24 protein-coding genes and 2 pseudogenes are annotated in these 24,435 nt (G+C 61.7%); 14 read left to right on the plus strand and 12 right to left on the minus strand.

Annotated elements, in window-relative coordinates; all coding sequences use genetic code 11:
• Positions 1–234 (plus strand): annotated as a pseudogene (locus EN780_RS38725) (cytochrome P450); the annotation flags it as partial.
• Between the two features lie 21 nt (positions 235–255).
• On the opposite strand, the gene EN780_RS06365 reads toward EN780_RS38725, so the two are convergent.
• Positions 256–1,170 carry a hypothetical protein gene (locus EN780_RS06365; RefSeq protein ID WP_128272667.1) on the minus strand — a complete coding sequence of 305 codons (915 nt, stop codon included), beginning with the start codon at positions 1,168–1,170 and terminating at the stop codon, positions 256–258.
• A gap of 10 nt (positions 1,171–1,180) precedes the next feature.
• Positions 1,181–2,035, minus strand: coding sequence for an alpha-1,2-fucosyltransferase (locus tag EN780_RS06370; protein ID WP_128272670.1), 855 nt, complete (start codon positions 2,033–2,035; stop codon positions 1,181–1,183).
• Between the two features lie 239 nt (positions 2,036–2,274).
• Here EN780_RS06370 and EN780_RS06375 point away from each other — a divergent pair, with 239 nt between their 5' ends.
• Positions 2,275–4,308 (plus strand): ABC transporter ATP-binding protein/permease, encoded by a 2,034-nt coding sequence (locus tag EN780_RS06375; protein WP_128272672.1) that lies wholly within the window; start codon positions 2,275–2,277, stop codon positions 4,306–4,308.
• Positions 4,309–4,401: 93 nt separating this feature from the next.
• On the plus strand, positions 4,402–5,049 hold the full coding sequence (locus EN780_RS06380) for a class I SAM-dependent methyltransferase (protein ID WP_128272674.1): 648 nt from the start codon (positions 4,402–4,404) through the stop codon (positions 5,047–5,049).
• Here EN780_RS06380 and EN780_RS06385 read toward each other — a convergent pair.
• Complete coding sequence (locus EN780_RS06385) at positions 5,036–6,091, minus strand: aminopeptidase (protein ID WP_189556408.1); 1,056 nt, start codon at positions 6,089–6,091, stop codon at positions 5,036–5,038. The two genes, EN780_RS06380 and EN780_RS06385, sit on opposite strands and share 14 nt — an antisense overlap.
• A gap of 260 nt (positions 6,092–6,351) precedes the next feature.
• Between EN780_RS06385 and EN780_RS06390 the strand changes: the two genes are divergently transcribed.
• On the plus strand, positions 6,352–6,768 hold the full coding sequence (locus EN780_RS06390) for a DOPA 4,5-dioxygenase family protein (protein ID WP_128272678.1): 417 nt from the start codon (positions 6,352–6,354) through the stop codon (positions 6,766–6,768).
• A 130-nt stretch (positions 6,769–6,898) separates the two neighbouring features.
• On the opposite strand, the gene EN780_RS06395 is transcribed toward EN780_RS06390, so the two are convergent.
• On the minus strand, positions 6,899–7,810 hold the full coding sequence (locus EN780_RS06395) for a LysR substrate-binding domain-containing protein (RefSeq protein ID WP_128272680.1): 912 nt from the start codon (positions 7,808–7,810) through the stop codon (positions 6,899–6,901).
• Positions 7,811–7,977: 167 nt separating this feature from the next.
• Between EN780_RS06395 and EN780_RS06400 the strand changes: the two genes are divergently transcribed.
• The 7 genes from EN780_RS06400 (at position 7,978) to EN780_RS06425 (ending at position 14,190) form a co-directional block, all read left to right on the plus strand.
• Positions 7,978–8,676 (plus strand): type 1 glutamine amidotransferase domain-containing protein, encoded by a 699-nt coding sequence (locus EN780_RS06400; RefSeq protein ID WP_128272682.1) that lies wholly within the window; start codon positions 7,978–7,980, stop codon positions 8,674–8,676.
• Between the two features lie 461 nt (positions 8,677–9,137).
• Positions 9,138–9,293 carry a hypothetical protein gene (locus EN780_RS40450; RefSeq protein ID WP_245499893.1) on the plus strand — a complete coding sequence of 52 codons (156 nt, stop codon included), beginning with the start codon at positions 9,138–9,140 and terminating at the stop codon, positions 9,291–9,293.
• Between the two features lie 53 nt (positions 9,294–9,346).
• Positions 9,347–9,568: a hypothetical protein gene (locus EN780_RS40455; RefSeq protein ID WP_245499894.1), complete on the plus strand. Its 222-nt coding sequence runs from the start codon at positions 9,347–9,349 to the stop codon at positions 9,566–9,568.
• A gap of 166 nt (positions 9,569–9,734) precedes the next feature.
• A complete protein-coding gene (locus EN780_RS06410; RefSeq protein ID WP_128272686.1) occupies positions 9,735–12,398 on the plus strand; it encodes an SMEK domain-containing protein in 2,664 nt (887 codons plus the stop codon).
• Positions 12,398–12,763, plus strand: a complete 366-nt coding sequence (locus tag EN780_RS06415) for a hypothetical protein (protein ID WP_128272688.1) — start codon at positions 12,398–12,400, stop codon at positions 12,761–12,763. Before EN780_RS06410 ends, EN780_RS06415 begins: the two co-directional genes overlap by 1 nt.
• The gene (locus EN780_RS06420) at positions 12,753–13,151 is read left to right on the plus strand and encodes a hypothetical protein (protein ID WP_128272690.1); all 399 of its coding nucleotides are present in this window, start codon (positions 12,753–12,755) and stop codon (positions 13,149–13,151) included. Before EN780_RS06415 ends, EN780_RS06420 begins: the two co-directional genes overlap by 11 nt.
• 133 nt (positions 13,152–13,284) lie before the next feature.
• Positions 13,285–14,190: a radical SAM protein gene (locus tag EN780_RS06425; protein WP_210215029.1), complete on the plus strand. Its 906-nt coding sequence runs from the start codon at positions 13,285–13,287 to the stop codon at positions 14,188–14,190.
• A 233-nt stretch (positions 14,191–14,423) separates the two neighbouring features.
• On the opposite strand, the gene EN780_RS06430 is transcribed toward EN780_RS06425, so the two are convergent.
• Genes EN780_RS06430 through EN780_RS06445 form a run of 4 tightly spaced genes read right to left on the minus strand, consistent with a single transcriptional unit; the run spans position 14,424 to position 18,289 of the window.
• Positions 14,424–14,669, minus strand: coding sequence for a MoaD/ThiS family protein (locus EN780_RS06430; protein WP_128272692.1), 246 nt, complete (start codon positions 14,667–14,669; stop codon positions 14,424–14,426).
• 17 nt (positions 14,670–14,686) lie between these two features.
• On the minus strand, positions 14,687–16,951 hold the full coding sequence (locus EN780_RS06435) for a xanthine dehydrogenase family protein molybdopterin-binding subunit (protein ID WP_128272694.1): 2,265 nt from the start codon (positions 16,949–16,951) through the stop codon (positions 14,687–14,689).
• A gap of 1 nt (position 16,952) precedes the next feature.
• The gene (locus EN780_RS06440) at positions 16,953–17,429 is read right to left on the minus strand and encodes a (2Fe-2S)-binding protein (RefSeq protein ID WP_127394218.1); all 477 of its coding nucleotides are present in this window, start codon (positions 17,427–17,429) and stop codon (positions 16,953–16,955) included.
• Positions 17,429–18,289 carry a xanthine dehydrogenase family protein subunit M gene (locus EN780_RS06445; protein ID WP_128272696.1) on the minus strand — a complete coding sequence of 287 codons (861 nt, stop codon included), beginning with the start codon at positions 18,287–18,289 and terminating at the stop codon, positions 17,429–17,431. The genes EN780_RS06440 and EN780_RS06445 overlap by 1 nt, the downstream gene beginning before the upstream one ends.
• A 274-nt stretch (positions 18,290–18,563) precedes the next feature.
• Between EN780_RS06445 and EN780_RS06450 the strand changes: the two genes are divergently transcribed.
• Both EN780_RS06450 and EN780_RS06455 read left to right on the plus strand, forming a co-directional pair.
• On the plus strand, positions 18,564–19,019 hold the full coding sequence (locus tag EN780_RS06450; protein ID WP_128272698.1) for a hypothetical protein: 456 nt from the start codon (positions 18,564–18,566) through the stop codon (positions 19,017–19,019).
• 96 nt (positions 19,020–19,115) lie between these two features.
• Positions 19,116–20,264: an amidohydrolase gene (locus EN780_RS06455; RefSeq protein ID WP_128272700.1), complete on the plus strand. Its 1,149-nt coding sequence runs from the start codon at positions 19,116–19,118 to the stop codon at positions 20,262–20,264.
• Positions 20,265–20,387: 123 nt separating this feature from the next.
• Here the strand turns inward: EN780_RS06455 and EN780_RS06460 are convergent, their stop codons facing one another.
• Both EN780_RS06460 and EN780_RS06465 read right to left on the minus strand, forming a co-directional pair.
• Positions 20,388–21,113 carry a haloacid dehalogenase type II gene (locus EN780_RS06460; protein WP_127393504.1) on the minus strand — a complete coding sequence of 242 codons (726 nt, stop codon included), beginning with the start codon at positions 21,111–21,113 and terminating at the stop codon, positions 20,388–20,390.
• Between the two features lie 68 nt (positions 21,114–21,181).
• Positions 21,182–22,108 carry a DMT family transporter gene (locus tag EN780_RS06465; RefSeq protein WP_128272702.1) on the minus strand — a complete coding sequence of 309 codons (927 nt, stop codon included), beginning with the start codon at positions 22,106–22,108 and terminating at the stop codon, positions 21,182–21,184.
• Positions 22,109–22,315: 207 nt separating this feature from the next.
• Between EN780_RS06465 and EN780_RS06470 the strand changes: the two genes are divergently transcribed.
• Positions 22,316–23,206, plus strand: coding sequence for a LysR family transcriptional regulator (locus EN780_RS06470; protein WP_127284984.1), 891 nt, complete (start codon positions 22,316–22,318; stop codon positions 23,204–23,206).
• A 40-nt stretch (positions 23,207–23,246) separates the two neighbouring features.
• Here the strand turns inward: EN780_RS06470 and EN780_RS06475 are convergent, their stop codons facing one another.
• Positions 23,247–24,248 carry an NADP-dependent oxidoreductase gene (locus tag EN780_RS06475; protein ID WP_128272704.1) on the minus strand — a complete coding sequence of 334 codons (1,002 nt, stop codon included), beginning with the start codon at positions 24,246–24,248 and terminating at the stop codon, positions 23,247–23,249.
• Positions 24,249–24,314: 66 nt separating this feature from the next.
• Positions 24,315–24,435, minus strand: a pseudogene (locus tag EN780_RS40460) (short-chain dehydrogenase/reductase); the annotation flags it as partial.

Genomic DNA, 24,435 nt, shown 5'->3' on the forward strand with positions numbered 1-24,435 from the left:
GTGTTCGCAGACGGTGACCGGCTGGACCTCACCCGCTCGCCGGCCTTGTCGTTGACCTTCGGCACCGGCCTGCATGTCTGCCTCGGCCAGCATGTCGCCCGCATCGAGATCGCGGCGATGATCGAGGCGCTGTTCACCCGCGCCCCTGGCTGGCGGCTCGATGCCGCTGGCGCCACGCGCCGCCCGTCGCTGTCGTTCCACGGGATGAGCACCGCGCCGCTTGTGCTTGCCTAGGGGCACGCGACGGCGCCGATCCTACTTGAGCTGTTGGAACAGCGGCCGCGTCTGCTCGAGGATCGCCGGATCGAGCGACCGGACGATCTCCGCGACCTTGGCCCGCAGGACCTCGATCGCCGCCTCGTCGAGCGGATCGAGAATGTCATTTTGATCCCGCGACGCGACATATTCTTCCAGGGAGGGCGCCTCGCTCGCCGGCGTGAAGCCTCCGCCGCGGGCGTGCTTGCTCAGCAATTCCTGCCGCGACTTGACCGCATAGTGGCGGATCCAGCCGAGCTTCCATTCCATCGGCATGGCGGCTTGATGCCTGTCGAGGGTGATGCCGTCGACCAGCGTCCTGCGCTGCCCGATCGGGAAGCCGTGCGGGTGCGCCATGAACAGCGTCGGGCTTCGCATGGCCTTCGGCAAGCATGACGACACCCGTGCAAACGCCTTCTTCCAGCGCGCCGTCGAGGCGTCGTGCCGGCCGCGTCTCGGAAACCGGACGGTGACCAGCTCGTCGTCATAGGCCTCTTTGCCGTCGCTGCCGAAATTCGCCCAGCGGAAGGCGACGCTGCGCACGCCGCGCCGGCTGAGCAGCGAGCGGACGAGCTCGGCGCCGCTCCAGGGCGGTCCGTCGAGCGGCTCGAGAAATTCGTCGGCGTCGAGGAAGCCGAGATAGCGATAGCCCTGCAGCAGCGCCCGCCAATAAAGGTGCGAATAGGCGCGCCGCTGCGGCTGTGAGCGATCGTGCCGCCAGTCGACCAGTTGGATCCAGCCGGCGTCGCGCAATGCCGAAAGCACTGCCGTCTGCGGTCCGGCGAGGCAATTGTCGGCGATCATCAGTTCGAAGCCGTGCAGCTTGTGCCACGCGATCCACTCGATCACATAGGGCTGCTCCAGCTTCATGATCGCGCAGATCACGGGCCTGTCGATGGAAAGCGGAAATCTCATCGCAACTCTTTCATCGCGCAATTTGCCCAAGTTCGACCTGCCGAAACGCGATCGCATCGCCATAGAAGGCCGCGAGCTGTTCGGCGGACGCCGTCCAGTCGCCGATGTCCAGTTGATGGAAGCGGTAGCGCGCGTCGCCCGCCGGAAGCAGGTCGATGTCCGGCCTGATTATCGGATCGAGGATGCCGGCCACCGGCAGATGGATCGTGTGCGCCGACGACAGCCAGCTGGCCAGCCAGGAAAAGGTGCCTACCGACGCGACGACTTGGCTTGCCCGGCGCAGCGTCTCGAAATCGGTCAATGGCGATGCCTGCGGCGCGAAGACGGCATCCGGAAAGCGCTGGCGCAGGCGCCGGCAATAGTCGTTGTCGTCATGGGTCTGGCCGACGAAGACCGGCTTGCGGCCGCTGTCGCGGATCAAGGTTTCGAAGAAGGCGAACGGCATCGGGCAGTAGTTCTTGTGGAAGCCGTCGAGGATGTCGCCGGCCCGCACATGGATGACGAGGAAGTCGTCGCCATAGGTCGGCGCCTCGGCTGGGCGCCCGTCGAAAATCCTGGAAACCTCGGCTCGATCGTAATAGCCCAGTCTCTGTGCGAAGCCCTTGAACAGGACGCTGCGCGCCCGTTTCTGGCGGAACGCGGCGGCGATCGCGTCGAGATCGTAGCGATGCGAGCCTTCGAGCCGAAGCGCCCGGTACCGCCACAGCAGGGGTGGCCGCACCGTGGCGATGGACCATTCCGGCAGGTCGGCATTGCAGACATAGCCGCCGGGAATGCGCCTGGCCAGCACATGGCTGAACATGTACTGGAACATCCTGTTGCCCATACCGCCAAGCGGTCGCATGACGATCGGTACACGCCGCATCGAACCCCCTTCAGGCCGGCACCGGATCGAGCCTGTCGATACGGTCGCGGCATTGTTGGCCGGAATAATCGCGTGAGGTTTGTCCGATAGGCAAGCTTCCGGCTCCGTGTTTCCACTTGTCGCGGCTACCCCGGCAATCACGACGGAGTGCCGCCAGCACCGGAACCAAGGCGCGCCGGCGGCCGGATGGCGGGGCGAACGTCGTGAAACCTTTTGATTTTTAGGCCGTTGTCGGCCTGATGTCAGAAGCTAGATACAAATCGAAACCGGTCCGCGGCGCCAAATCGCGTACTGCCCGAACGCCGGGCAAAGCGAAATCGGGCCGGGAGAAATCGAATGAAGACAAGACTTTGGTCGTCGAAGCCGCGCCTGAGGTCAATGGCGAGGCGGCGCCACCGCCGGAGGCTGCCGAACCCGATCCGCAGCTGGCGCCCGAGCAAGCCGAGCAGGCGCGCAGGAAATATCTGCTGAAGCGTTTCTGGATCAGCGCGCGCGGCTACTGGAGCCGGCGCGGCGACAGGCTGGCCTGGCCATTCACCATCGGCGTGCTTTTGCTGATCTGCATCAATATCGGCTTCCAGTACGGCATCAATGTCTGGAACCGCTCGATCTTCGACGCGCTCGAGCAGCGCAACGCCCGCAGCGTCTATTTCCTCAGCGCCGTGTTCGTGCCGCTGGTGCTGTGCAGCGGCAGCCTGGTCGTCACGCAGGTCTATCTGCGCATGACGATCCAGCGCCGCTGGCGCTCCTGGCTGACCACCGCGGTCATCGCGCGCTGGCTGGCCAGCGGCCGCTACTATCAGCTCAACCTGGTCGGCGGCGACCACCAGAACCCCGAAGCGCGCATGACCGAGGATTTGCGCATCGCCACCGAATCGCCCGTCGATTTCATCGCCGGCGTCCTCAACGCATTCCTGTCGGCCTCGACCTTCATCATCGTGCTGTGGACGATCGGCGGCGCGCTGACCCTGCCGATCGGCGGCGAGAGCGTCACCATTCCGGGCTTCCTGGTGATCACGGCGGTGATCTACGCCGCCATCACCTCGACCTCGATGGTGGTCATCGGCCGCAACTTCGTGCGCATTTCCGAGACGAAGAACCAGGCCGAGGCCGAGCTGCGCTACACGCTGACGCGCGTGCGCGAGAACGGCGAGAGCATCGCGCTGCTCGGCGGCGAGGACGAGGAGCGCAGCGGCATCGACAGGAATTTCGGCCATGTGCTGAGGCAATGGGCGCTGCTGACCGGCCAGCACATGCGCACGGCACTCGTATCGCAAGGGTCGTTGCTGTTCGCGCCGGTGGTGCCGATCCTGCTCTGCGCGCCGAAATTCCTCGCCGGCGGCATGTCGCTTGGCGAGGTGATGCAGGCGGCTTCCGCCTTCGGCATCGTGCAGGGCGCGTTCGGCTGGCTGGTCGACAACTACCCGCGGCTTGCCGACTGGAACGCCTCGGCGCGGCGCATCGCCTCGCTGATGATGTCGCTGGACGGGCTGGAGCGCGCCGAGCAGAGCGACGCGCTCGGACGCATAAGCCGCGGCGAGACCGAGGACGGCGCCATGCTCAGCCTCGACAATCTCTCGGTGACGCTCGACGACGGCACCGCCGTGGTCAAGGAAACCGGAGTCGCGATCGATCCCGGCGAGCGGGTGCTGGTGGCCGGCGAATCCGGTTCGGGCAAGTCGACGCTGGTGCGCGCCGTCGCCGGCCTCTGGCCATGGGGCGGCGGCAGCGTCAATTTCCACCCCGGCAGGCGGCTGTTCATGCTGCCGCAGCGGCCCTACATCCCCACCGGCACGCTGCGCCGCGCCGTCGCCTATCCCGCCGCCGCCGACAACTGGACGGCCGAGGAGATCAACACCGCCCTCGACAAGGTCGGCCTAGCCTATCTCGCGGCCAGGCTCGAGGAAGAGGCGCCATGGGACCAGACGCTGTCGGGCGGCGAAAAGCAGCGCCTCGCCTTCGCGCGCCTCCTGCTGCACAGCCCCGACATCATCGTGCTCGACGAAGCGACCTCGGCGCTCGACGAGAAGAGCCAGGAAAAGATGATGGAGACCATCGTCCACGAGCTGCCGAAGGTGACCATCATCAGCGTGGCCCACCGCGCCGAGCTCGAAGCCTTCCACAGCCGCAAGATCACGCTGGAGCGGCGCAAGGGCGGCGCCAAGCTGGTCAGCGACATCGAGCTCGTCCCGCGCAAGGGCAAGCGCAATGTGTTCCAGCGCGCCCTGTGGGGGAGCGGTACGAAGGGCGGAGCGCGGCGAGAGGTGGAGTGAGGCCCGCTGGTTCGATTCCTTGGCCGGCCCGGCCGGTTACCTTGCGTTTAGCTCCGCCATATATGGATTCCGCACTGCGGAGGGCGCACGCGAATGCTGGACAACTACGAGCTGGACGGGTTCGGCGTGATCCACCAGATCGACTTCACCCCGATCAAGTACGACAAGCAATACATCTCCTATTACGAGGATTTGAGCGAGCGGACCATCAAGCTCGGCTATCAGCGGCTTGGCTGGGTGCTGGGCGTCACCGGCGAGATTCCCCGGTCGGTGCTGGAGATCGGCTACGGCACCGGCACATTCATCGAAGCGGCCAAAATCACCGGCGTCGCCGACTGCGCCGGCTGCGACATCGCCAGGTTTCCGCTGCCGCAGGGCGTCCGCTTCGTCGACTGGGATGAGGCGCTCGCCAGCTCGTGGGATCTCGTCGCCATGTTCGACGTGCTCGAGCATATACCGGATCTGAGTTTCCTCGCCCGCCTGCAGGCCCGCCACCTGGCCATCGCGGTGCCCTATTGCCGCTGGCGCGAGCTCGGCGCCGAGGGCGATGCGTGGTTCCAGACCTGGCGCATGCGGCTGCCCGACGAGCACCTGCACCATTTCGACCGCGACTCGCTGGTGGCGCTGCTGGCGCATCACGGCTTCGAGTGCGTGACGCTGAACTCATTCGAGGACGGGATCAGGCTGCGGCCCGGCGAAGCGGGTCCGAATATCCTGTCCGGGTTCTTCAGAAAGCTGTAGCTGCGGTCCCTGCGCCTGGTCGATCACAGGTAGCGGCAGTCTTGAGCGCTTCGGCACGGGAAGGCTGGGGCAGATCGGCAATGCGTCGGACGGAAGCGTAGAACCTCGGATAATCGCCGGAGCACAGGTCGAACAGGCGGAGAAACGCCGGGACCTGTTCGCCGTAGACGGCGGTCGCTGCGAGCTTCGCGTTGTTGATCGGGGCCGCGAACCAGGCGTCGTAGCCCCGGTATCCCGCCCAGCTTCTGTCGCGCATCTGCCGGTAGCGCATGCGCAGCCTGTCGATCGCGGCAGCCTTGGCGGCTGCCATCTGCTCCGGGCTGCGGGAGCTTTCATAGACCTGCCCCAACTCGTCGCGGGTTTTCGCCAGCAGTGCGAGAAAATCGGCCCTGCGCCTGCGATCGGCTTCGTAGCGGCGCAATCCGGCGCGATCGCCAGCGGCGCGCAACCATTTCCTGACGCCGGTGGTTTCGACGGCAACCGCGAAGGCCTCGTTGAAGGCGGAGTCGCCGTCGACATAGAGGCGCTGATGCGCCAGTTCATGAAAGATCAGGCTGGCGAGATAGGTGTCGTCCTGACCGAGCATGGTGCTGAGCAGCGGGTCGCTCGACCAGCCGAGCGTCGAATAGGCGGTGATGCCGGTGACGTAGACGTCCAGCCCCTGCCTGTGCAGTTCGAGCGCGCTTTCCGTCGCGGCTTTGCGGGCAAAGTAGCCCCGGTACGGAACGCAGCCGAAAACCGGAAAGCACCATGTGCGTGGCGCAAGCGAGAATTGCGGCGCGGCGAAAACGGCCCAGGTCACGGCGTCGCGATGGATGTCGACATAGCTGCGGTAGCTGCTGTTGTCGGGCAGCGCCAGCTCATCCGTCGCAAACCGCCTGATGGCGCTCGCCGACGTCAGCCTGGCGCGCAAGGCCTCCGGCGTCGAAGGATCGTGGACGAGCGTTCCGACATCTTTCCGCGCGGCCATGATCTCGACATGACCCTGCAGCGACTGCGCGTAGTAGGAGATGCTGGTGCAACCGGTCAGCCCGGACGCCATGATAACAGCGGCAAGCAAACGAAAAACGCGCTTCACAGCCTGCCCACCGCTTGCCCATCTCCCCCTGGAACCGATTGCACCATGTCTCATCAGGCGCACCAGTTTTCGTCAAGATGTCGGCGGGCCGGACTTTCGACTTTGGCAGGATTGGCAAAAGGCGGCCATTCGCCTTTGAATTGACTCAAGTCCGCCAAGCGCGCGAGGCTGCCTGGAGGGCCTGGGAGAGCCGGGCGCGACACCAATCGAAGGGGAGGATCGCGGTGAACGAGAAAAACAGTCCGAGGCAGCTTGCGGAGATCGCCAGCTATCACGCCCATATCTACTACGCCGGGCAGCCTGAGCGGCAGCATGCCGAATGGCTGCGCCTGCGCATCGCGGAACGCTTCCGCGTGCGCCTCGGCAACTGGCGCGACGAGCCGGTCGGCCCGCACCAGCAGGCCATGTACCAGGTCTCCTTCGCCAACGAGGTCTTCGCCACGCTGGTGCCCTGGCTGATGCTGAACCACGGGGGCTTGAGCATCCTCATCCATCCCAACACCACCAACCCCAAGCGCGACCATACGGTCGACCCGATCTGGATCGGGCAGGCGCTGGGGGTGCATGAGGAGGTGCTTGGCGAGGAAGACGAGGCGGAGGAGGCGCTGGAGGTGAATACGGAGCCGACGCTGGGGGCGTGAGGGGCGGCGGTCTCGGCAGCAGGGCAGTCGTCGATGGCAGCGCCCTCTCCGACCGCTACGCGGCCACCTCCCCACCTTGTGGGGGCGAAGGACAGGCTCGAGCAATACGCGCCAAACCGAGAAGGCGGTTTCAGCGGGATTGCGCCGTCATTTCCTTTGCCAGCTCGCCGATCAGCGAGCGCAACCACCTGTGGGCGGGGTCGTGGCGGTAGCGAACGTGCCAGGCCATCTCCACCGGAAAGGTGCCGAGGTCGACCGGCGTCGGCAGCACCTTCAGCCGGGGATCGCGCTCGAGACTGCGGCAGATAAGCTTCGGCAGCGTTGCGCAATAGTCGGTGACGGCAAGCATCTCCGGCACGGCAAGGAAATGCGTGACGGAAACCGCAACCTCCCGCTTGAGGTTTTGCTGCCCCAATGCCTGGAAGACGCCCGCGCGCAGCCGGCCCGGCGGCAGCACGTTCACATGCTTGAGCATTTCGTACTGTTCGCGGGAAATCCGGTCCCGGACGCCGGGATGGTCCTTGCGCACCACGCAGGCCAGCCCATCGTCCATGAGATGCTGGACGACGAGGTTGTCCGGCGGATCGACGATCCGGCCGAGCACCATGGCCGTGGTGCCGGAAATGACGCCGGTCTCGGACAGATCGTTGCCGAATGCCGTCATGCGCAGCTTGATCCCCGGCGCTCGTTCGCGCGCCCTCGCCACCAGCGCCGGCATCAACACGATCTCCACGTAGCTGTTGGGGGCAAGGGTGAACAATCGTTCGGTGTTTGCCGGCTGGAACTCCTGCTGGTTCAGGATGAGATCGTCCAGTTGCGCCAGCGCCGCCTCGATCGTCGGCGCGATCTCCTCGGCGAGCTGCGTCGGCTTTATGCCGTAGCGTTCCCGGATGAACAGCGGATCCCGCAGGGTGTCGCGCAGGCGGTTCAACGAATTGGACAGCGCCGGCTGCGTGATGCCCAGCCGCGCCGCCGCCCGTGTCACGCTCCGCTCCTCCATCAGGGCCAGGAAAACCGGGAGCAGGTTCAGGTCGTATCTCATCGAGATATAATCTCAGATAGATATCTGAAATCGAAGAAGTAAATTTCTGAAATATGTGGGCAAGTGCCATTATCGGCTCGTCGATAAGCCGATGCGGCTGATCGAGCTCCCAATCAACCGGCGGCGACGCCTCGCGGCGCGGCATCATCTGACGAAAGCATGCGACAATGAAAGTCCTCATCGTACTGACCTCCCACGACACTCTGGGCGACACCGGCAAGAAGACCGGCTTCTGGCTCGAAGAGCTGGCAGGGCCGTATTACGTCTTCAAGGACGCCGGCGCCGAGATCACGCTCGCCTCGCCGAAGGGCGGCCAGCCGCCTCTCGACCCGAAGAGCGACGAGCCGATGTTCCAGACCGACCTTACGCGGCGCTTCAGCGCCGACGAGCTTGCCAAGGCGCAGCTTGGGGAAACGGTGCGCCTGGACAGCATCGACCAGAAGGACTTCGACACGGTCTTCTACCCGGGCGGACACGGGCCGCTGTGGGATCTGGCCGAAGATCCGAATTCGATCAGGCTGATTGAATCCTTCGCTGCCGCCAGCAAGCCGGTCGGCCTCGTTTGCCATGCGCCGGGCGTCCTGCGTCACGTGACCAATCCCGACGGCACCCCGTTCGTTCAAGGCCGCTATGTCACCGGCTTCACCAATGCCGAGGAAGCGGCTGTGGGTCTCACCAAGGTCGTGCCTTTCCTCGTCGAGGACGAGCTTATCAAGCTCGGCGCGGTCTTCTCCAGGGTCAAGGATTGGGGCGTGCACACGGTCGTCGACGGCCGGCTCGTCACCGGTCAGAACCCGGGGTCGTCGGTCGAGGCGGCGGAGGCGCTGATGGCTGCCGTGAGCCTGGTGAAGACAAGGGCCGCCTGAGCGGGCATCGTGACCTGCCGCAGGCTGGCGGCACGCTTCGTCATCCTCGGGCTTGACCCGAGAGGTGCGCTGTCCGCCGGCGCTCTCAGCGCCTGGTGCTCCGGCTCCGCCAACGCTTCGTAATCCTCGGGCTTGACCCGAGAATCCATGCCGTGACGCTTTTCGTAGAATGCGACGGATCAAAAAACTGCACCGTCGCAACGCACGCAGGTCGCGGCATGGATCCCAGGGTCTGCGCGCGTCGCTGTTCCTTGCGCCGCCCCAGGATGACGAAGGTGATAGGCACGGCGCTCCTTAACGCGCCCTCTGTCGCCATCGGCGACCGCTGCGCTTGCAGGAATTGCTTCGCCCGTCACGACATACCCCTTTCGGCCTAGTCCATATTATTCGGTAAGTGACTCACGCGTGAGTGAGGCCAATACTTCCCGCTGGTAAATCATGCCGGGCGGGGGCTCGCAAACATGGATTCCGATATCGTCTCAGGCATTGCCGTTGCGTCGATCGTCGTCGGCCTCGCCGGCCAGGCCGTTCTGCTCTGGATCACCTGCCGCGGCCTTGGCTGGACGCCGGCGATCGCGAGCAACCGCAGACGGCACGTCGCCAAGCACCGCGATTAGATCTTCCTCGCCTCCCTGCCGCAGTACCGGAGCGCGGCAGCATTGTCGCCCAGATGCTGATTCTGGGCGCCATCTTCATCCTCTGCGCGTTCTTGTCGTTGACGCTGATCTCGATGCTGGCCGGCACGCTCAGCCGCTGGCTGCGCCGGTCCGACCGCGGGCAGGTTTGGCTCAACAAGATCGCCGGGCTGGTGTTCGTCGGCCTGGCGCTGAAGCTGTCGACGTCGCATCGGTCCGCGAGGACGACGCGATCCTCGTCGGCTACCCCAATCTAGCCCCGCAGGCGCATTTGGAAGGTGAAGTGAGGTAACCCGGCTCTGAGTAGGACAACTGTCTTTTTCGCGCCATCGAAAATAGGAGCGAGGGTGCTTGAGGCCATGGTCGCTCTGAGGTAGCAATGACCAGGACAGGTCCGAACTTCATATATTGGTCGCACGTCGGATGAACAGAGACGAATATCTCAATAGCTGCGGGAAATATCTTGGGCGGTTAGTTTATGAGATCAAAGCCCTCAATGCCGTCGGGCGCTTTGATATCAATTCTGTAACAGAGGACTTCCTCGTTCCCGTCCTTAGAGTTACGTTCGACTGTCCCGAGCTGCAAAATCAGAACGAACTCAAACAGAATTTTCCATCAGTTGATCTTGGTTGTCGACGTTCAAGAACTTCTTTCCAGATTACGACAGACGCATCGACCGACAAGGTCGTAAAGACGCTAGAAAAGTTTCGCGAGCACAACCTAGAAAAAATATTTGATCGCCTAATCGTTCTGACGATCTCCGAAAAGCAATCAGCCTATACCGCCAAGTCACTCCACAAAGCAATATCCGAACTTACGATTTCCTTCGATCCCGCGCAGGACATCCTCGGCGTAACTGACATTCTACTGCGGATCAAGCGCCTTGAAACGAGCAAACTCGAACGCGTTGAAGCGTACCTAGTGTCGGAATTCCGAAAGCGCGACGAGCATCTGAAGTTTCGCGAACAGTTCGAAAAATTTCTCGAATTCGCTCAAAGCAAAATTGCAGTAGAGAAGAGCTCAAAAAAATATATCCCATCGCTATTTGTTGAGACGCATAAAACAAAAAAGGAGATGCGACTTTTCGCAAATCCACTATTCTTTTACCGAAAGGTTATAGATCTTCTTAAGAAGTTCGAATATACACACCTGAACTCAGTTCTCGCACTCGCGAAGGAGCCAAAAATCACGTTTGCGGTTAACGCTGACGCTTTGACGGCCATTCCCTCAACATTTGCGGAACTTGAGGGCTGGTTGAAAGGCCTGGACGAAGCCGTCGTCGCTGAACTTCAGAAGGTCGGCCCACTATCGTGGAATCACAAAGAATACGATGAAAAGTACGAGCCCGCCCACGGAGATTCAGCAGCCTGGTCGATCGCTCGGTTCCGGGTGGAAAGCACAGCGACGGGCCTCAGCTCTCAGCTGAAACGTGCTCGCTCCCTGATTCACCTGATGCAGAAAAAGATTTTCCTTGTTACCAGTATGGCCGGGCAGGGAAAAACGAATTTTGTCTGCGATCTTATCGAGAATCAATTCAGGTCGTTCGAAATTCCATGTGTGTTCATCCCGGCTCGGGAATTGAATAGCTATCCTGCCCGTCAACGGTTACGCGGATTCATTTCTAATAACCGTTACGCGCCGAATTACACGAGCATGCACGAGTATTTGGGCCTTTTTGACGATGTAGCGAAGGAGGGCGGAAAGCCCTTCTTGATCGTCATTGATGGCATCAACGAGGTGACTGCTCTCGACGAGTTCAACGACGAACTAAAGGATTTCTGCAACGCAGTCTGCCAATACGAGCACGTGAAAGTCGTCATAACGTGCCGAAGTGAGTTCTTCGATGAAAAGTACGCTTCAATTCTATATGAACCCTTCAGTAAGCATGTCCACAGGGTCACCGACCTGCGCTCGAAGATGTCCGAGCTAAGCAAAAAAAGACTTCTCCACTCATATCTAACTCATTTTAACGTTGCTGGACGCCTTGCCGGATCGGCAAAAGAGTTTCTCAAGAACGATCTTTTACTTCTTCGTATTTTTTGCGAACGTCATGAAGGTGACGATGTTGGAGACTTGTCTGACGTCTACAAGGGGGATCTGTTCGAGGAATTTCTCCTCAGAAAAATCGATTCGTTTCCCGAGAACCTGCGAGGAAAGGCCTTTCCTACCTTATTGAAGATCGCCTCTGCAATGCTTGCCGCGGATGACTATTCGAAACTGTCTGTTCGGGGCTTTCTCGACGATGAGAAGGAGATTGTTCACCGCCTTGTGGCGGATGATGTGATTCTCAGGCAGGAAATTGCTGCCAAAAGCCTCATGGGTCTCGGGGATTTGGTCATCTCATTCACTTATGACGAGCTTAGAGACTTCATAATTGCCTACAAACTCGTTGATGAGGTTGCCGGAGACAATGCCGAAATCCTGTTGGAGGTGCTTTCAAGTCTACCGGGTCGTCCAATTTTTGAGGGGGTCTACAAATACGTATACTTGCTATCCAGGAAGGCAAATAAGATCGCGGCGATTGCGGCCTGCGAACGAGCTGACGGCTTCATTGATCACTTCGCCTTGAATGTCCATCTCTTGCCGCCGGCGGTCCAAAATGCGGATGATGTAGCGAAGCTGAAGAAAATCCTAACCGAAACCTCCGTCCCGGGTCGCGTGAAGCGCGCTGCGTTATTTCTGATAGGGCGACGGAATCGTGCAGAGCTTTTAAATATCACTGTCCTCATAGCGCACTTGAATGGGTTGGGGCCAGATGGCCACAAGGAATTCGTCCAGGCGATTTTTTATGAGCCAAATGACTTCGGCTCGGAGAATTGGCAAGAGCGTATTGATGTTCTCGTGGAGAGCGTGTGGGACGTTAGTTCTGAGGACGGACTCAAAAGGTACGCACCAGAGTGGTTAGCTTTCTTCCTGCACGTGTCATCCTTCGCGAGTTGGTTCGAACGAGAGCGCGTTTCGCTGCTGTTCAAGAATTCGAAGGAGGAGACGAACTGCCGCCAAGCTCTGCAGCTAGTCCGGTCGGCGAAGAGCCGGAGTATTCAGTATTTGCTGGCGGATATTGAGGAGCCGCAGGAGGCGATGTAATGGACGAAAAAGACCTGATCCTACCTGTAAACATCGTTCCGACGATCGGGGACTTTCTCGGCGCCCTTCGTATAAAACCATTGGGGTTGGGAGCGCAGCTTTTTACAGGTGTCTATGAACAATTTTTCGTATCGTCGATTGATTTGAAGGACGAGTACAAAAAGTACTACTGTGTGGAATATCCAACGTTAGCCAGTTATTTGGAGCTGACGCATGAAATATATTTGGATGAAGGGGACCTTGGAAAGAGGTATATTCTAAAAATAAAGTCACCCTCGGGGGTTCTCGATCAAGCATATGACGGAAATGTACTTGACATTGTCGTAAACTGCATTGAGAAATTGGAGGAGGCGCATGAAGGTTAAGATGGACTTTGTATCAAACAGTTCGTCGACGTCGTTTGTTTACATCGCGAAAGAGATGCTCTCTAAGCAAGATTTTCTTGATGCGGCGGGCGTAAGCGCAGACAGCCCCCTGGCTTCTCTTTTCGAAGAAATGTTCTACCAGATAAAATCGGGTATCGAACGAGGCGATACACTGCACTCACTCGACCAAGTCGACGAGCTAGAGGGCAGGCATGATTTTACCCCTGAAGTTCTCGATCGGATGAGAAAAGCGTTGGAGCAAGGACAAACGGTGACGACAGGACACTTAAGCAGCGAAGAGAGCTTAGCAGAGAGCGTCCTATGCATGGAGATTTTCGAGATCGAGTCCGAAAGGTTCTACATTAATGCCTATGACAACTATTGGTAAGCCCGCCCTTCGGGTTAATCGCTACAAAGACCTAGGATATTCCACGTTTTTCAACGCGCGAACGGGCTTTTTCGCGCGAGTACCTGAGCAAGGTAAGGCTGATCCGTTTTGGTCTCCACACGGCCCAGAATTGATGGACATTTCGATCACCAACTGGTGCGACAAGGGGTGCGTTTTTTGTTACAAGTCCTCGACAAAACACGGCTCGCATATGGCGTTGCGGGACTACAAGCGCGTCATCGATGAGGCAGCTGAGATGGGAACCTTCCAGGTGGCGCTCGGAGGCGGTAATCCAAATCAGCATCCAGACTTCGAAGAAATTCTCGACTATACAACGTTGAAAGGCATCGTACCTAACTACACGACGAATGGGCGTGGCTTGAGCGATGACATATTGAAGGCGACGCAACGCAACTGCGGCGCCGTTGCGGTGTCTGCCTATCCTCCTTACGCCGAAACGGCCGAAACGATACGCCTCTTGGCTGACCGCAAAATCAAGACAAATGTGCACTTTATTGTCGATAGCGAGAGCGTCGGTACTGCGATCAATTGGCTCCGTGACCCTCCCGAGTTTCTCAGGACGATTAACGCGCTTGTTTTCCTCAATTACAAACCGTCAGGTCGAAAAGTTTTCGAAGAGAAGCTGTTGAGGAACAGCCCTCGATTGGATGAGTTTTTTGAGCTGGCAACCTCTCCCCGCGCGAGATTGAAAGTGGGGTTCGATGCTTGTTGTGTGAGCGGCGTATTCGCCAGGACCAAAGCCAGCACCAGTTTAGTTGATGCGTGTGACGCGGGTCGGTTCTCACTTTACGTTTCGGAAGATCTAAAGGTCTATCCCTGCTCGTTCCAGAGCGGGCTTGTCGAAGGCGACAAACTGAGCGATGCAACATCGCTTTTACATATCTGGCACACCTCGGAAAATGTTCGCTCTTTCAGGCGCTATTTTGGCTCCGATCGGTGCGGAGGATGTTCACACAGGAAAAACTGCATGAATGGCTGTCCGATTTTTGACCAACTCGTTGTTTGCGGGAATCGCTAGATAGCCGTCAATTTTGATCGCAGCTTTGGAAAGGACGAGAGAGCGCAGTCTGCGATAACGGTGTTGTCCTTCGCGAGGAGGTTTTTCCCCGAGGTATGGTGAACTTCGAGGGCGAAAGGATCATTATAGCTTTCGATGAGCCAGTATCGTCAGATACAGTAGAGGAGTTCACCGAAATTGCATTGGGCATTTTTGGCGTCAAGAGTGTGACGTAACATCACCGCCGCCTCCAATCACCCCCCAGCCAACCGCGGCAGCAGAAAAATCTCCGCGTCCTCTGGCAGCTCCTTACTCCACGTATCCCGATAAATCGTTCCGTCGATCGCCACCGCGATCCCTCGGTCGATCCACGGCTCGATGCCGGGATACTGTTCCGCCAGCTTGCGAAACAGCTCCCTTATGTCCTTGGCCTCGACCTCGACCTTGCTCTTGCCCCCGGCGAGCTGGCCGAGGGCGCCCCAAAGCGTGACTTCGACCATCGCCGCGAGCCTCGGCTCTACCCTTCCCGCTCCGCCTCGATCGCCGCCAGAATCCGCGGTGGCGACATCGGGATGTGGGTCATGCGCACGCCGGCGGCGTTCGACACCGCGTTGGCGATCGCCGCCAGTGGCGGCACGATCGAGGTTTCGCCGACGCCGCGCACGCCATAGGGGTGGTTGGGGTTGGGGATTTCCAGGATCTGCGTGTCGATCATCGGCAGGTCGGAGCAGACCGGGATGCGGTAGTCGAGGAAGCCGGGGTTCTGCAGCCGGCCGTCCTTGCCGTAGATATACTCCTCGTTGAGCGCCCAGCCGATGCCTTGCGCGGCACCGCCCTGGTACTGGCCCTCGACATAGGTCGGGTGCACCGCCTTGCCGGCATCCTGCACCACCGTGTAGCGGATCACTTTGGTGAAGCCGGTCTCGGGGTCGACCTCGATGTCGCAGATATGGGTGGCGAAGGACACGCCGGCGCCGTCGGCGACGAGCTCGCTGTGGCCGGCGATCGGCCCGCCGGTCGTGCCCGACCTGGCCGCGATCTCCTTCAGCGACAGTTTTCCGAGATTGCCGTGCTTGTCGCCCTTGGCGACCGCATGGCCCTGTTCCCAGGCGACGTCGTCGACCGAGATGTCCCACATCTGCGCGGCGCGCTCGCGCAGGATTTTTATCGCGTTGCGGGCGGCCGAGATGGTCGCCATCGACGACGAGAAAGTGCCGCGGCTGCCGTCGGTCATGTCGTTGTAGCCGAGGCTCGACGTGTCGGCGACGATCGCCTTGACCTGCGAATAGTCGATGCCGAGCTCCTCCGCCGCCACCAGCGATAGCGAGGCGCGGGAGCCGCCGACGTCGACCGTGCCGACGGCGAGCGAGACCGAGCCGTCCATGCCGATGTTCAGGTCGGTGCAGGTCTGGCCGCCGAAGTTGAACCAGAAGCCGCAGGCCATGCCCCTGCCCTGGTTTTCCTTGAGCGGCGCCTTCATGTGCGGATGGTTCTTCGCTGCCTCAAGAGTAGGCCCGATGCCGATCGGGCCGTAGACCGGACCGTAGGACGAGCGCGTGCCTTCTTGCGCGGCGTTCCTGATGCGAAACTCGACCGGGTCGATGCCGACCTCCTTGGCGAGCTCGTCGACGGCGCTTTCCACCGCGAAGGCCGCCATCGGCGCGGAAGGCGCGCGATAGGCCGCGGTCTTCGGCCGGTTGACCAGCACCTCGTAGCCGACGGTCTTGACGTTCTCCAGCTTGTAGCAGGCGAACGCGGTCATGGCGCCGATCTCGGCCCACGTGCCGGCATAGGGGCCGCTCGTGTAACGCAGCGTCGCTTCGGCGGCAGTGATGGTGCCGTCCTTCCTGGCGCCGATCTTGACGTCGATCGAGGTGGCGCTGGTCGGACCCGACGCGCGAAACACCTCGTCGCGGGTCATCACCAGCTTCACCGGCCGTCCGGCCTTTCTGGACAAGGCAAGCGCCACCGGCTCGGCCCAGACATGGGTCTTGCCGCCGAAGCCGCCGCCGATCTCGGACGAGGTGACGCGCAGCTTCGAGGCTTCCATGCCGAGCAGTTGCGCGCAGTGCTGGCGATAGACGAAATGGCCTTGCGTGCAGACCCAGAGGTCGGCGGTGCCGTCGGACGACACGCTCGCCACGCAGGCGTGCGGCTCGATATAGCCCTGGTGCGTCTGCTCGGTCTTGAAGGAGCGCTCGACGATGAAGTCGGCGTGGCCAAAGCCCTGATGGACGTCGCCATGGCCAAACTGGCTGCGCTTGGTGACGTTGGAGGGCTTGACCGGTTTTTCCTCGAGGCCCTCGGTGAAGGTCGCGTCGTTGATGAGCGGCGCGGTGTGCTTCATCGCCTCGTCGACATCGGTGACATGCGGCAGCACCTCGTAGTCGACCGCGATCAGCTTCAGCGCCTGCCTGGCGGTGCGGGCATCGACGGCGGCGACGGCGGCCACCGCATGGCCGTCATAGAGCGCCTTGGCGCGCGCCATGCAGTTGTCGAGGATGTCGTACATGCCGGCATCGCCATCGGTGAGGTCGGGCAGGTCTTTCGCCGTGATCACCGCCTTGACGCCGGCGAGCTTCTCCGCCTTCGAGGTGTCGATCTTCCTGATGATCGCATGGGCATGCGGGCTGCGCAGAACACGCCCGACGAGTTGGCCGGCCATGTTGAAATCGGCGCCGTAGCGGGCGCGGCCGGTCACCTTGTCGACGCCGTCGGGGCGGATGGGGCGCGTGCCGACGGACGAGAAATTGCGTCCGGAATAGCGCGGATCGAAATTCATCTCAGGCTCCCTTCATCACGTTTGCCGCGTCCTGGACGGCGCGCACGATCTTGTCATAGCCGGTGCAGCGGCACAGGTTCCCGGCCAGGCCGAAGCGGATTTCCTCCTCGGTCGGATCGGGATTCTTGGCCAACAGGTCTTTCGCCGCGATCAGGAAACCCGGCGTGCAGATGCCGCATTGCAGGGCGGCGTGCTCGAGGAATTTCTGCTGCAGCGGATGCAGTTTTTCGCCATGCGCCATGCCCTCGACGGTCTCGATGCGGCGGCCTTCGGCCTCGGCGCCCAGCACCAGACAGGAGCAGACCAGCCGGTCGTCGAGGATGATCGAGCAGGCGCCGCAGTCGCCGGTGCCGCAGCCTTCCTTGGCGCCGGTCAGGCCGAGCCGGTCGCGCAGCACGTCGAGCAGCGTCTCATCCGGCTGGCAAAGATACTCGACGTGATCGCCGTTGATTGTCGTTGAAACCGCTACGCCAGCCATCACTTGCCTCCTGCACGCGCATAGGCGGTCGTGGCGGCTCTCCTGGCCAGCACGCCCGCAACTTTCCGTCTGAACTCGATGGTGCCCCGCTTGTCGTCGATGGGGCGGCAGGCGCCCGCGCAGACCTTGGCCAGCCGCTCGAGCGCCGCCTCGTCGAGCTTCCTGCCGATGAGGGCCTCGGCGGCCTCGTCGACCAAAAGCACCGTGGGTGCGGCGGCGCCCAGCGCCACGCGGGCCGATTTGACGACCCCCTGCTCGTCGAGCGCCAGGTTGACGCCGGCACTGACCACGGCGATATCCATCTCGGTGCGCGGAATGAAGCGCAGATAGGCATCGCCCGAGCGTGGCGCCCGCCTGTCGAGCAGGATCGCCTCGATGATCTCGCCCTTGGCGAGCGAGGTCCTGCCCGGCCCGGTCGGCACGGCCTCGACGGCAATCGTGCGCTTGCCCGAAGGTCCGGCCACCACGGCCTTCGCGCCGGCGGCGACCAGCGCCGGCACGCTGTCGGCGGCCGGCGAGGCGTTGCAGAGGTTGCCGGTCATGGTGCAGCGCCCCTGCACCTGCTTGGAGCCGATGAGGTTCGCCGCCTCGACGACGCCCGGCCATGCCTTCTTGAGCGAAGCGCTCTCGCCGAGCACGGCGCAGGGCACCGCGGCGCCGATGCTGAAGCCTTCGGCCGTCTCCTTGATTTCGCTCAGGCCCTCGATGGCCTTGATGTCGACGATCAGGTCGGGTTCGATGAAGCCGCCCTTCATCCTCACCAGCAGGTCGCTGCCCCCGGCAAGGATGGCGGCGGTGCCGGCCGATCCGGCCAACTGGCCGACGGCATCTTCGATTGAAAGCGGACGTATGTAACGCATCGTCTCCCCTTGGATATGGCAAATCTCAGCGACCGTTATAAAGGGTCTCCTCATAATGGCCATCCTCTTCCGCATTGGCGGCGATTGGGCCAGGCGGCGCAAAATGCAGTCCCAAACAGGCTTGCGCCAGTCCGGACGGGCCGTCGGCGGCCCGGAAATTGCGTCAGACGACAAGATAGAGCGGCTCGGCGTTGCTGGGAAACGACGAGCCCCCGCAGGGGCTTGACCCGACGATCGCCGGCGTGAAACCTCTCGGCCAAAGAGAGGAGTTTGCATGCGACATCTGGTGGTTGTTCTGCCCGTCTTGATCCTGGCGACAGCGGCGCAGGCGAGTACGATAGCCTACGGCGCCAGGGTGGGGATGGAACTCACCATCGTGAAAAAGACGGGCATCGGCTCCACGCACGCCAGCATCCTGGCCAAACACAACAGGCGGAAGGCGGGCGTCTTCTGCCGTGAATATGGCCACGATTTCTCCAAGGATTGCATCGACGCGGAAATGAAGTCGCCCCTGCATTTCGAGATCACCGCCAACTGCAAGACCGGCAAGTTCACCACCTTCTATGGCGCAACCATGCTGTTCCAGGGCCGCAACGAGGGCACCGATGTGACGACGGACTATCTGATCACATCGATTGATGACAATGTGGTGCTCGATGGCTCCGGCGCTTCCGGCTACGACTATACGCTGGAGCAGTTCAAGGCGCTGTGCCCCAACCGGGTGAAGTAAGGCCGGTGGCCAGGCCTGGCCCGCCCAAGCCCGGACCATGGCCGTGGCGGGCACGGCCATTTGTCGCTAGCAAGTCGTCATCGGAGGCCAAGAAGCATGACCCTGACCAATCGGGATATTGTCGAGCTGACCGCGTGGCGGCGCAAGCTGCACCGGCAGCCGGAGATTTCGAACGAGGAGGAGAAAACGGCAAAGGAAGTCGTTTCCTTCCTCGCCGATACGGGGCCGGACGAGGTGCTGACCGGACTGGGCGGGCACGGCGTCGCGGCGGTCTACGACAGCGGCCGGGCCGGCCCGACGGTGCTGTTCCGCTCCGAACTCGACGCGCTGCCGATCGAGGAACTCTCCGGCGTGCCGCATGCCTCGCAGGTGCCGGGCAAGTCGCATATGTGCGGCCATGACGGACACACCGCGATCCTGGCCGCGCTCGGCCGTCAGCTCGGGCGCGAGCGGCCGGCAAGCGGCCGCGTCGTGCTGATGTTCCAGCCCGCGGAAGAGACCGGCAATGGCGCGGCCGGCGTCGTCGCCGATCCGCGCTTCGGCGAGATCGCGCCGGATTTCGCCTTCTCGCTGCACAATCTGCCCGGCGTGCCGTTCGGCGAGGTGCGGCTGAAGAGCGGCGTGGTCAACTGCGCCTCGCGCGGCATGCGCATCGTGCTGGAGGGCAAGACCGCGCATTCGTCGATGCCCGAGACCGGCGTCTCGCCGATGCTGGCGATCAGCGAGCTGATGCCGGCGCTGCCGGCGCTCGGGCGCGGCAGCTTCGCCGACGACGATTTTTCCATGGTGACCGTCACCCATGCCGAGATGGGCGAAGCCGTGTTCGGCATCGCGCCCGCTCATGCAGAAGTCTGGGCGACGCTGCGCACCCGGCGCGACGAGCGCATGGCGGATCTCTGTGCCGCGGCGGAAGCGCTGGCCGCGGAAATCGCCGGCCGGCATGGCCTTGCCGTAAGCTCCGACTACCACGAGATCTTCGTCGCCAGCATCAACGCGCCGGACGCGGTGGAGCACCTGCGCCGCGCCCTCGATCAGGAAAGCGTCGTGCATGGCGAAGAAGCCCTGCCGATGCGCGCCTCGGAGGATTTCGGCCTGTTCGGCCACAGCGCCAAGTCGGCGATGTTTTTCCTCGGCGCCGGCGAGCGCTACCCGGCCCTGCACAATCCGGACTATGATTTTCCGGACGACCTGATCCCGATCGGATCGAAGATCTTCATGCGCACGGCGCGCAATTTGCTGGGGTGAAGAGGCTGGCGGCGTGGCCTTTGCGGGTCATAACGAACGACGGCCTTGGTCAAAATTGGACATTGTCGAACGACCGCTTCTGCGGGCGCGGTGTCACGCAATAGCGGCCCGGCGGCTCAGCTATCAGCCACGCCGCAATTCTTCAGCATGCGCCTTCACCAGATCGGCCATGCTGTCGAAGCGGAAATCCACCGTCGGTACGTCGCCCGGGTTCATCGTGGCGCCGAAGCCCTGATCCGCATGCCGGCGATAGATCCAGCACGATGTCAGGCCGAACCGGTTGGCGGGAGCGTGATCGTGGAACATGCTTTCCGCCGTGTGCAGGATCTGTCGCTTCTCGAGCCCGATTGTCCCGAGCTTTTCGAGCATATAGTCGAAGTTCCGGTCGGAAGGCTTGTAGGAGCCGATATCCTCCGCCGTATAGATCGCATCGAAATCCACGCCGAGCTTCTTGTTGCTAAACGAAAAGCTCTTGTTGTCGACGTTGGAGAGGATGACCAGCTTGTAGTGCCTTTTGAGATACTGCAAGGCCTGTGCGGAGTCGCTAAAAGCCGGCCAATCCTTCACGCTTTCGCCATACGCCACACATTCCTCGCGGGTGACGATGACACCCCATTCCTCCGCAAGTCGCTTGTAAACGATCGGCAGGAGGTCGCGGTAGCGTTTCCCCGGTGTCCATTTCTGCTGACTGGATTCGTGCCGGGCGTGCGCCTCCAGAATCTCGTTCCGGCTCAAGCCGCGGCCAGCCCGTTCGGTCAACGGCTTCAGGCCGTCGATCATGCCGGATTCCCAGTCTATAAGCGTGCCGTAGCAATCGAAGGTCAGGGCTTTGAAATCCGTGAGCTTCATAGGTTCACCTCCTTGATGTCCATAATTGGATCGACACTGGCGTGATCGCACGAGCCGTCATCGACTGATCATCCGATATGCTGCTGACCGAGCTCCAGGTCCTTCCACGCTGCGCTGCGCGACGACGTGAACCAGACACCGAACAGTGTCACCGCAAGGCCAACGAACATCGCCGTCGAAAGCGGCTCGCCGAACATCGACCAGCCCCAGAGCATCGTCACCGGTGGGCTGAGATAGATCACACTGCTGACCTGCGAGGCCGTGTAGAGGCGCAGGCTCACATAATAGGTGCTGTAGCAAAAGAAGGTCGAAAACAGCACCAGCCAGGCGATGCCAAACCCGAATCGGGCATCGAGGGGCGGCATCAGCCCGCCATTCCATTCGGCGCAGGCGGCGAAAAGGATCGCCGCCGTCAGGCATTGAATGCACAGGCTCTGATGGATGGGCATATTGATCGTCCCCATCCGCTTCTGCACCACCGTTGCCAGCGCCAGAACCATCATGGAAGCGACTGTCAACACATAGGCCCAGGCCGGGGCCGTCCCGAGGCTCAGGCTGTCCAGCGAGACGACGAGCACGCCTGTCACTCCGAGAGCCGTTCCGATCCATTGTCGCCCGGTCAATCGCTGCCCCAGAACCGGCTGCGACAAGGCTGCGATCGCGAGAGGGACAAGATCGGAAATCAGCGCGACAAGGCCGGTCGGCACGCGCTGACCGATGGCAAGCGCGAATCCGCCCAGATAGAGGAACATCATCGCCACGCCGAAGACCATCTGCTCGACCAGGGCACGTGCGCCTATGCGCGGCCCGATCAGCAGAGCAAATGGCAAGAGAATCAATCCCGACATCAGGGTCCGCCAGAACAGGACCAGCATGACATCGGCATTCTCGCTGGCGTAGCGGATGCCGACGAAGCCAGAACTCCAGCTTACCACCAGGGCCGTCGCCATCATTGGCCACACGAGGCGATGGGCTTTGCTGTGCAGGAGGGTCATGGGATCTCTTTGGTCAGGCGCCCGTAGCTCCGAGAAGCGGATCACGGCCAATTTTGGCGCTGACTATTGGCGACAAGCACGCACGTTTGCACATGACAAATTTCGATACGATCATGAAATAGCCGCGGAATCAGCATATCGGCTTGCCTGAAAAGCGTCGGCGGATCAGAAATCGGCGTATCGCATTGGTTTCGATTGAGGATTGTCATGGCTGGAGTGATGAGCCGCCGCCTGGATGTCGACGCCTTGCGCGCACTGGTCGCGATCGAGAAGCATGGCGGCGTCACGCGCGCTGCCGAGATCCTCGGCTTGTCGCAGTCGGCGGTCAGCCACAAGATCAGGAGACTGGAAGCGAGCCTCGACTGCGAAATCCTCGCTCGGAAGGCAAACGCGCCGATGTTTACCACGGCCGGACTGGATTTGCTTGGTTATGCGCGGCGCATTCTGGGCATCCATGACGAGGCGGTCCTGAGCCTGTCGAAAAGCACGTTGCAGGGCAAGATTGCGCTGGGAATGACCGAGGATACGACCTGCACGGACCTTTCGCGCATTCTTGGCCGGTTTCGCCGGCTCTACCCGGAGGTGAGCGTCCGCACGCATGTGCGCATGAGCCTCGTCCTGCAGGAGCAGCTCAGCCAAGGAGCTCTTGATGCCGCCATCATCCAGGTGTTCCAGCACGAGGTCCGGCCCGCCGATATCCTCCTGTTTCGCGAGACGCTGCATTGGGTGAAATCGCGCGACCTGGCTCTGTCGAACGGGAAGCCGGTCCCATTCCTGTCCTTCGATGAAGACTGCTTCTTCCGGCGCTGGGGCATGGACGTCGGGCAGGACGAGGGCACGGTGTTCGAGACCGTGTTCGAATGCTCCAGCGCAGCCGGGATCATTGCAGGCGTGACCGCGGGGCTCGGCGTCGCACTCTTGAGTCAGCGGCACCTGCAGCCCGATATGGAGATAGTCGACCACAAATTCCCCAAGCCTCCAGACCTGGCTTATATTGTCAGGCGCGCGCGCAGCCCCCGAAACCCCGCGCTGGAGACGCTGGTCAGGGAGATCGAGGCCGAAGTAAAGCGCTACGGGACGCTTCAAATCGCCGTCTGAGCGCATCGCGCTGCAAAAGCCGCGCACGCCCGGGATGCCGCTATCTGACCTTGATGACGACCTTGCCCTTGGCGCGTCCCGTTTCGACGTAGGCCAGAGCCTCGTTGGTCGCTTCGAAGGGAAAGATCCGATCGACAACCGGGCGGATCGCGCCGGATTCGATGAGGGCGGTGATCTTGCCCAACTGGTCGCCCTGCGCCCACATGAACAGGAACGAGAAGCTCACGCCACGGCGCCTGGCTTTGGACCGAATGGCGCGGCTTAGAAGGCGCAGAAGCGTCCTCAGCACCAGGTTCAACCCCTTTTCCCTGGCGAATTCGGGATCCGGCGGGCCGGAGATCGAGATGAGCTTGCCGCCGGGTTTGAGCACAGTGAGCGACTTTTCGAGCGTTTGGGCGTCCTGGCTGTTCACGACGATATCGTAGCCCGACAGGGCCTTTTCGAAGTCGTCTTTCCGGTAGTCGACGACGACATCGGCGCCGAGGCCCTTGACCAGGGCAGCGCTTGTTGCGCTCGCCGTCGTCGCAACGGTCGCGCCGAGATGCTTTGCCAGCTGGATCGCGAATATGCCGACGCCGCCGGAGCCGGCCTGGATGAAGACCTTCTGTCCTTTGCTCAGCTTTGCCCGTTCAACGAGCACCTGCCAGGCGGTCAGACCGACCAGGGGGATCGAGGCCGCCTCCTCCATGCTGAGATTGCTGGGCTTCAAGGCGACGTCGGCTTCATCGATGGCGATGAACTCGGCGAATGCCCCGATCCGCCCATCGCGCGGCCGCGCATAGACCTCGTCGCCGGGTTTGAACCTGCGAGCTTTCGATCCCACGCGGATGACCTTGCCGGCCACGTCGTGGCCGAGGATGAAGGGCCGGCTATAGGGCAGGATGAGCTTGAACTCTCCGGTCCTGACCTTGGAATCGAGAAGGTTCACCGCCGCCGCATGGATCTCGACCAGGACATCGCTGTCCCCGAGCTTCGGCTCCGGCATCTCGGCCAGCCGCAGGATGCCCTTCTTGTTATACTTGTCGACAACGAATGCCTTCATGGCAGAAACTTCCTGAAAGTGGTTTTGGTGTGCCGCACGGCGAGAACCCCCCTGCCCTGCGCCTGTTCAGACCGGCAAGCGGAACTGCTTGCGCAAGCTCTTGTCGAACATCTCGGCGGGGACAAAGCGGCGCAGCATGCTGACCTGCCGCGCGGCCTTGCCGGCGGGGTAGCGCCCCCGCGGGAGG

Origin of the sequence: Mesorhizobium sp. M4B.F.Ca.ET.089.01.1.1, from assembly GCF_004022605.1 — a bacterium.
Classification (GTDB): Bacteria; Pseudomonadota; Alphaproteobacteria; order Rhizobiales; family Rhizobiaceae; genus Mesorhizobium; species Mesorhizobium abyssinicae.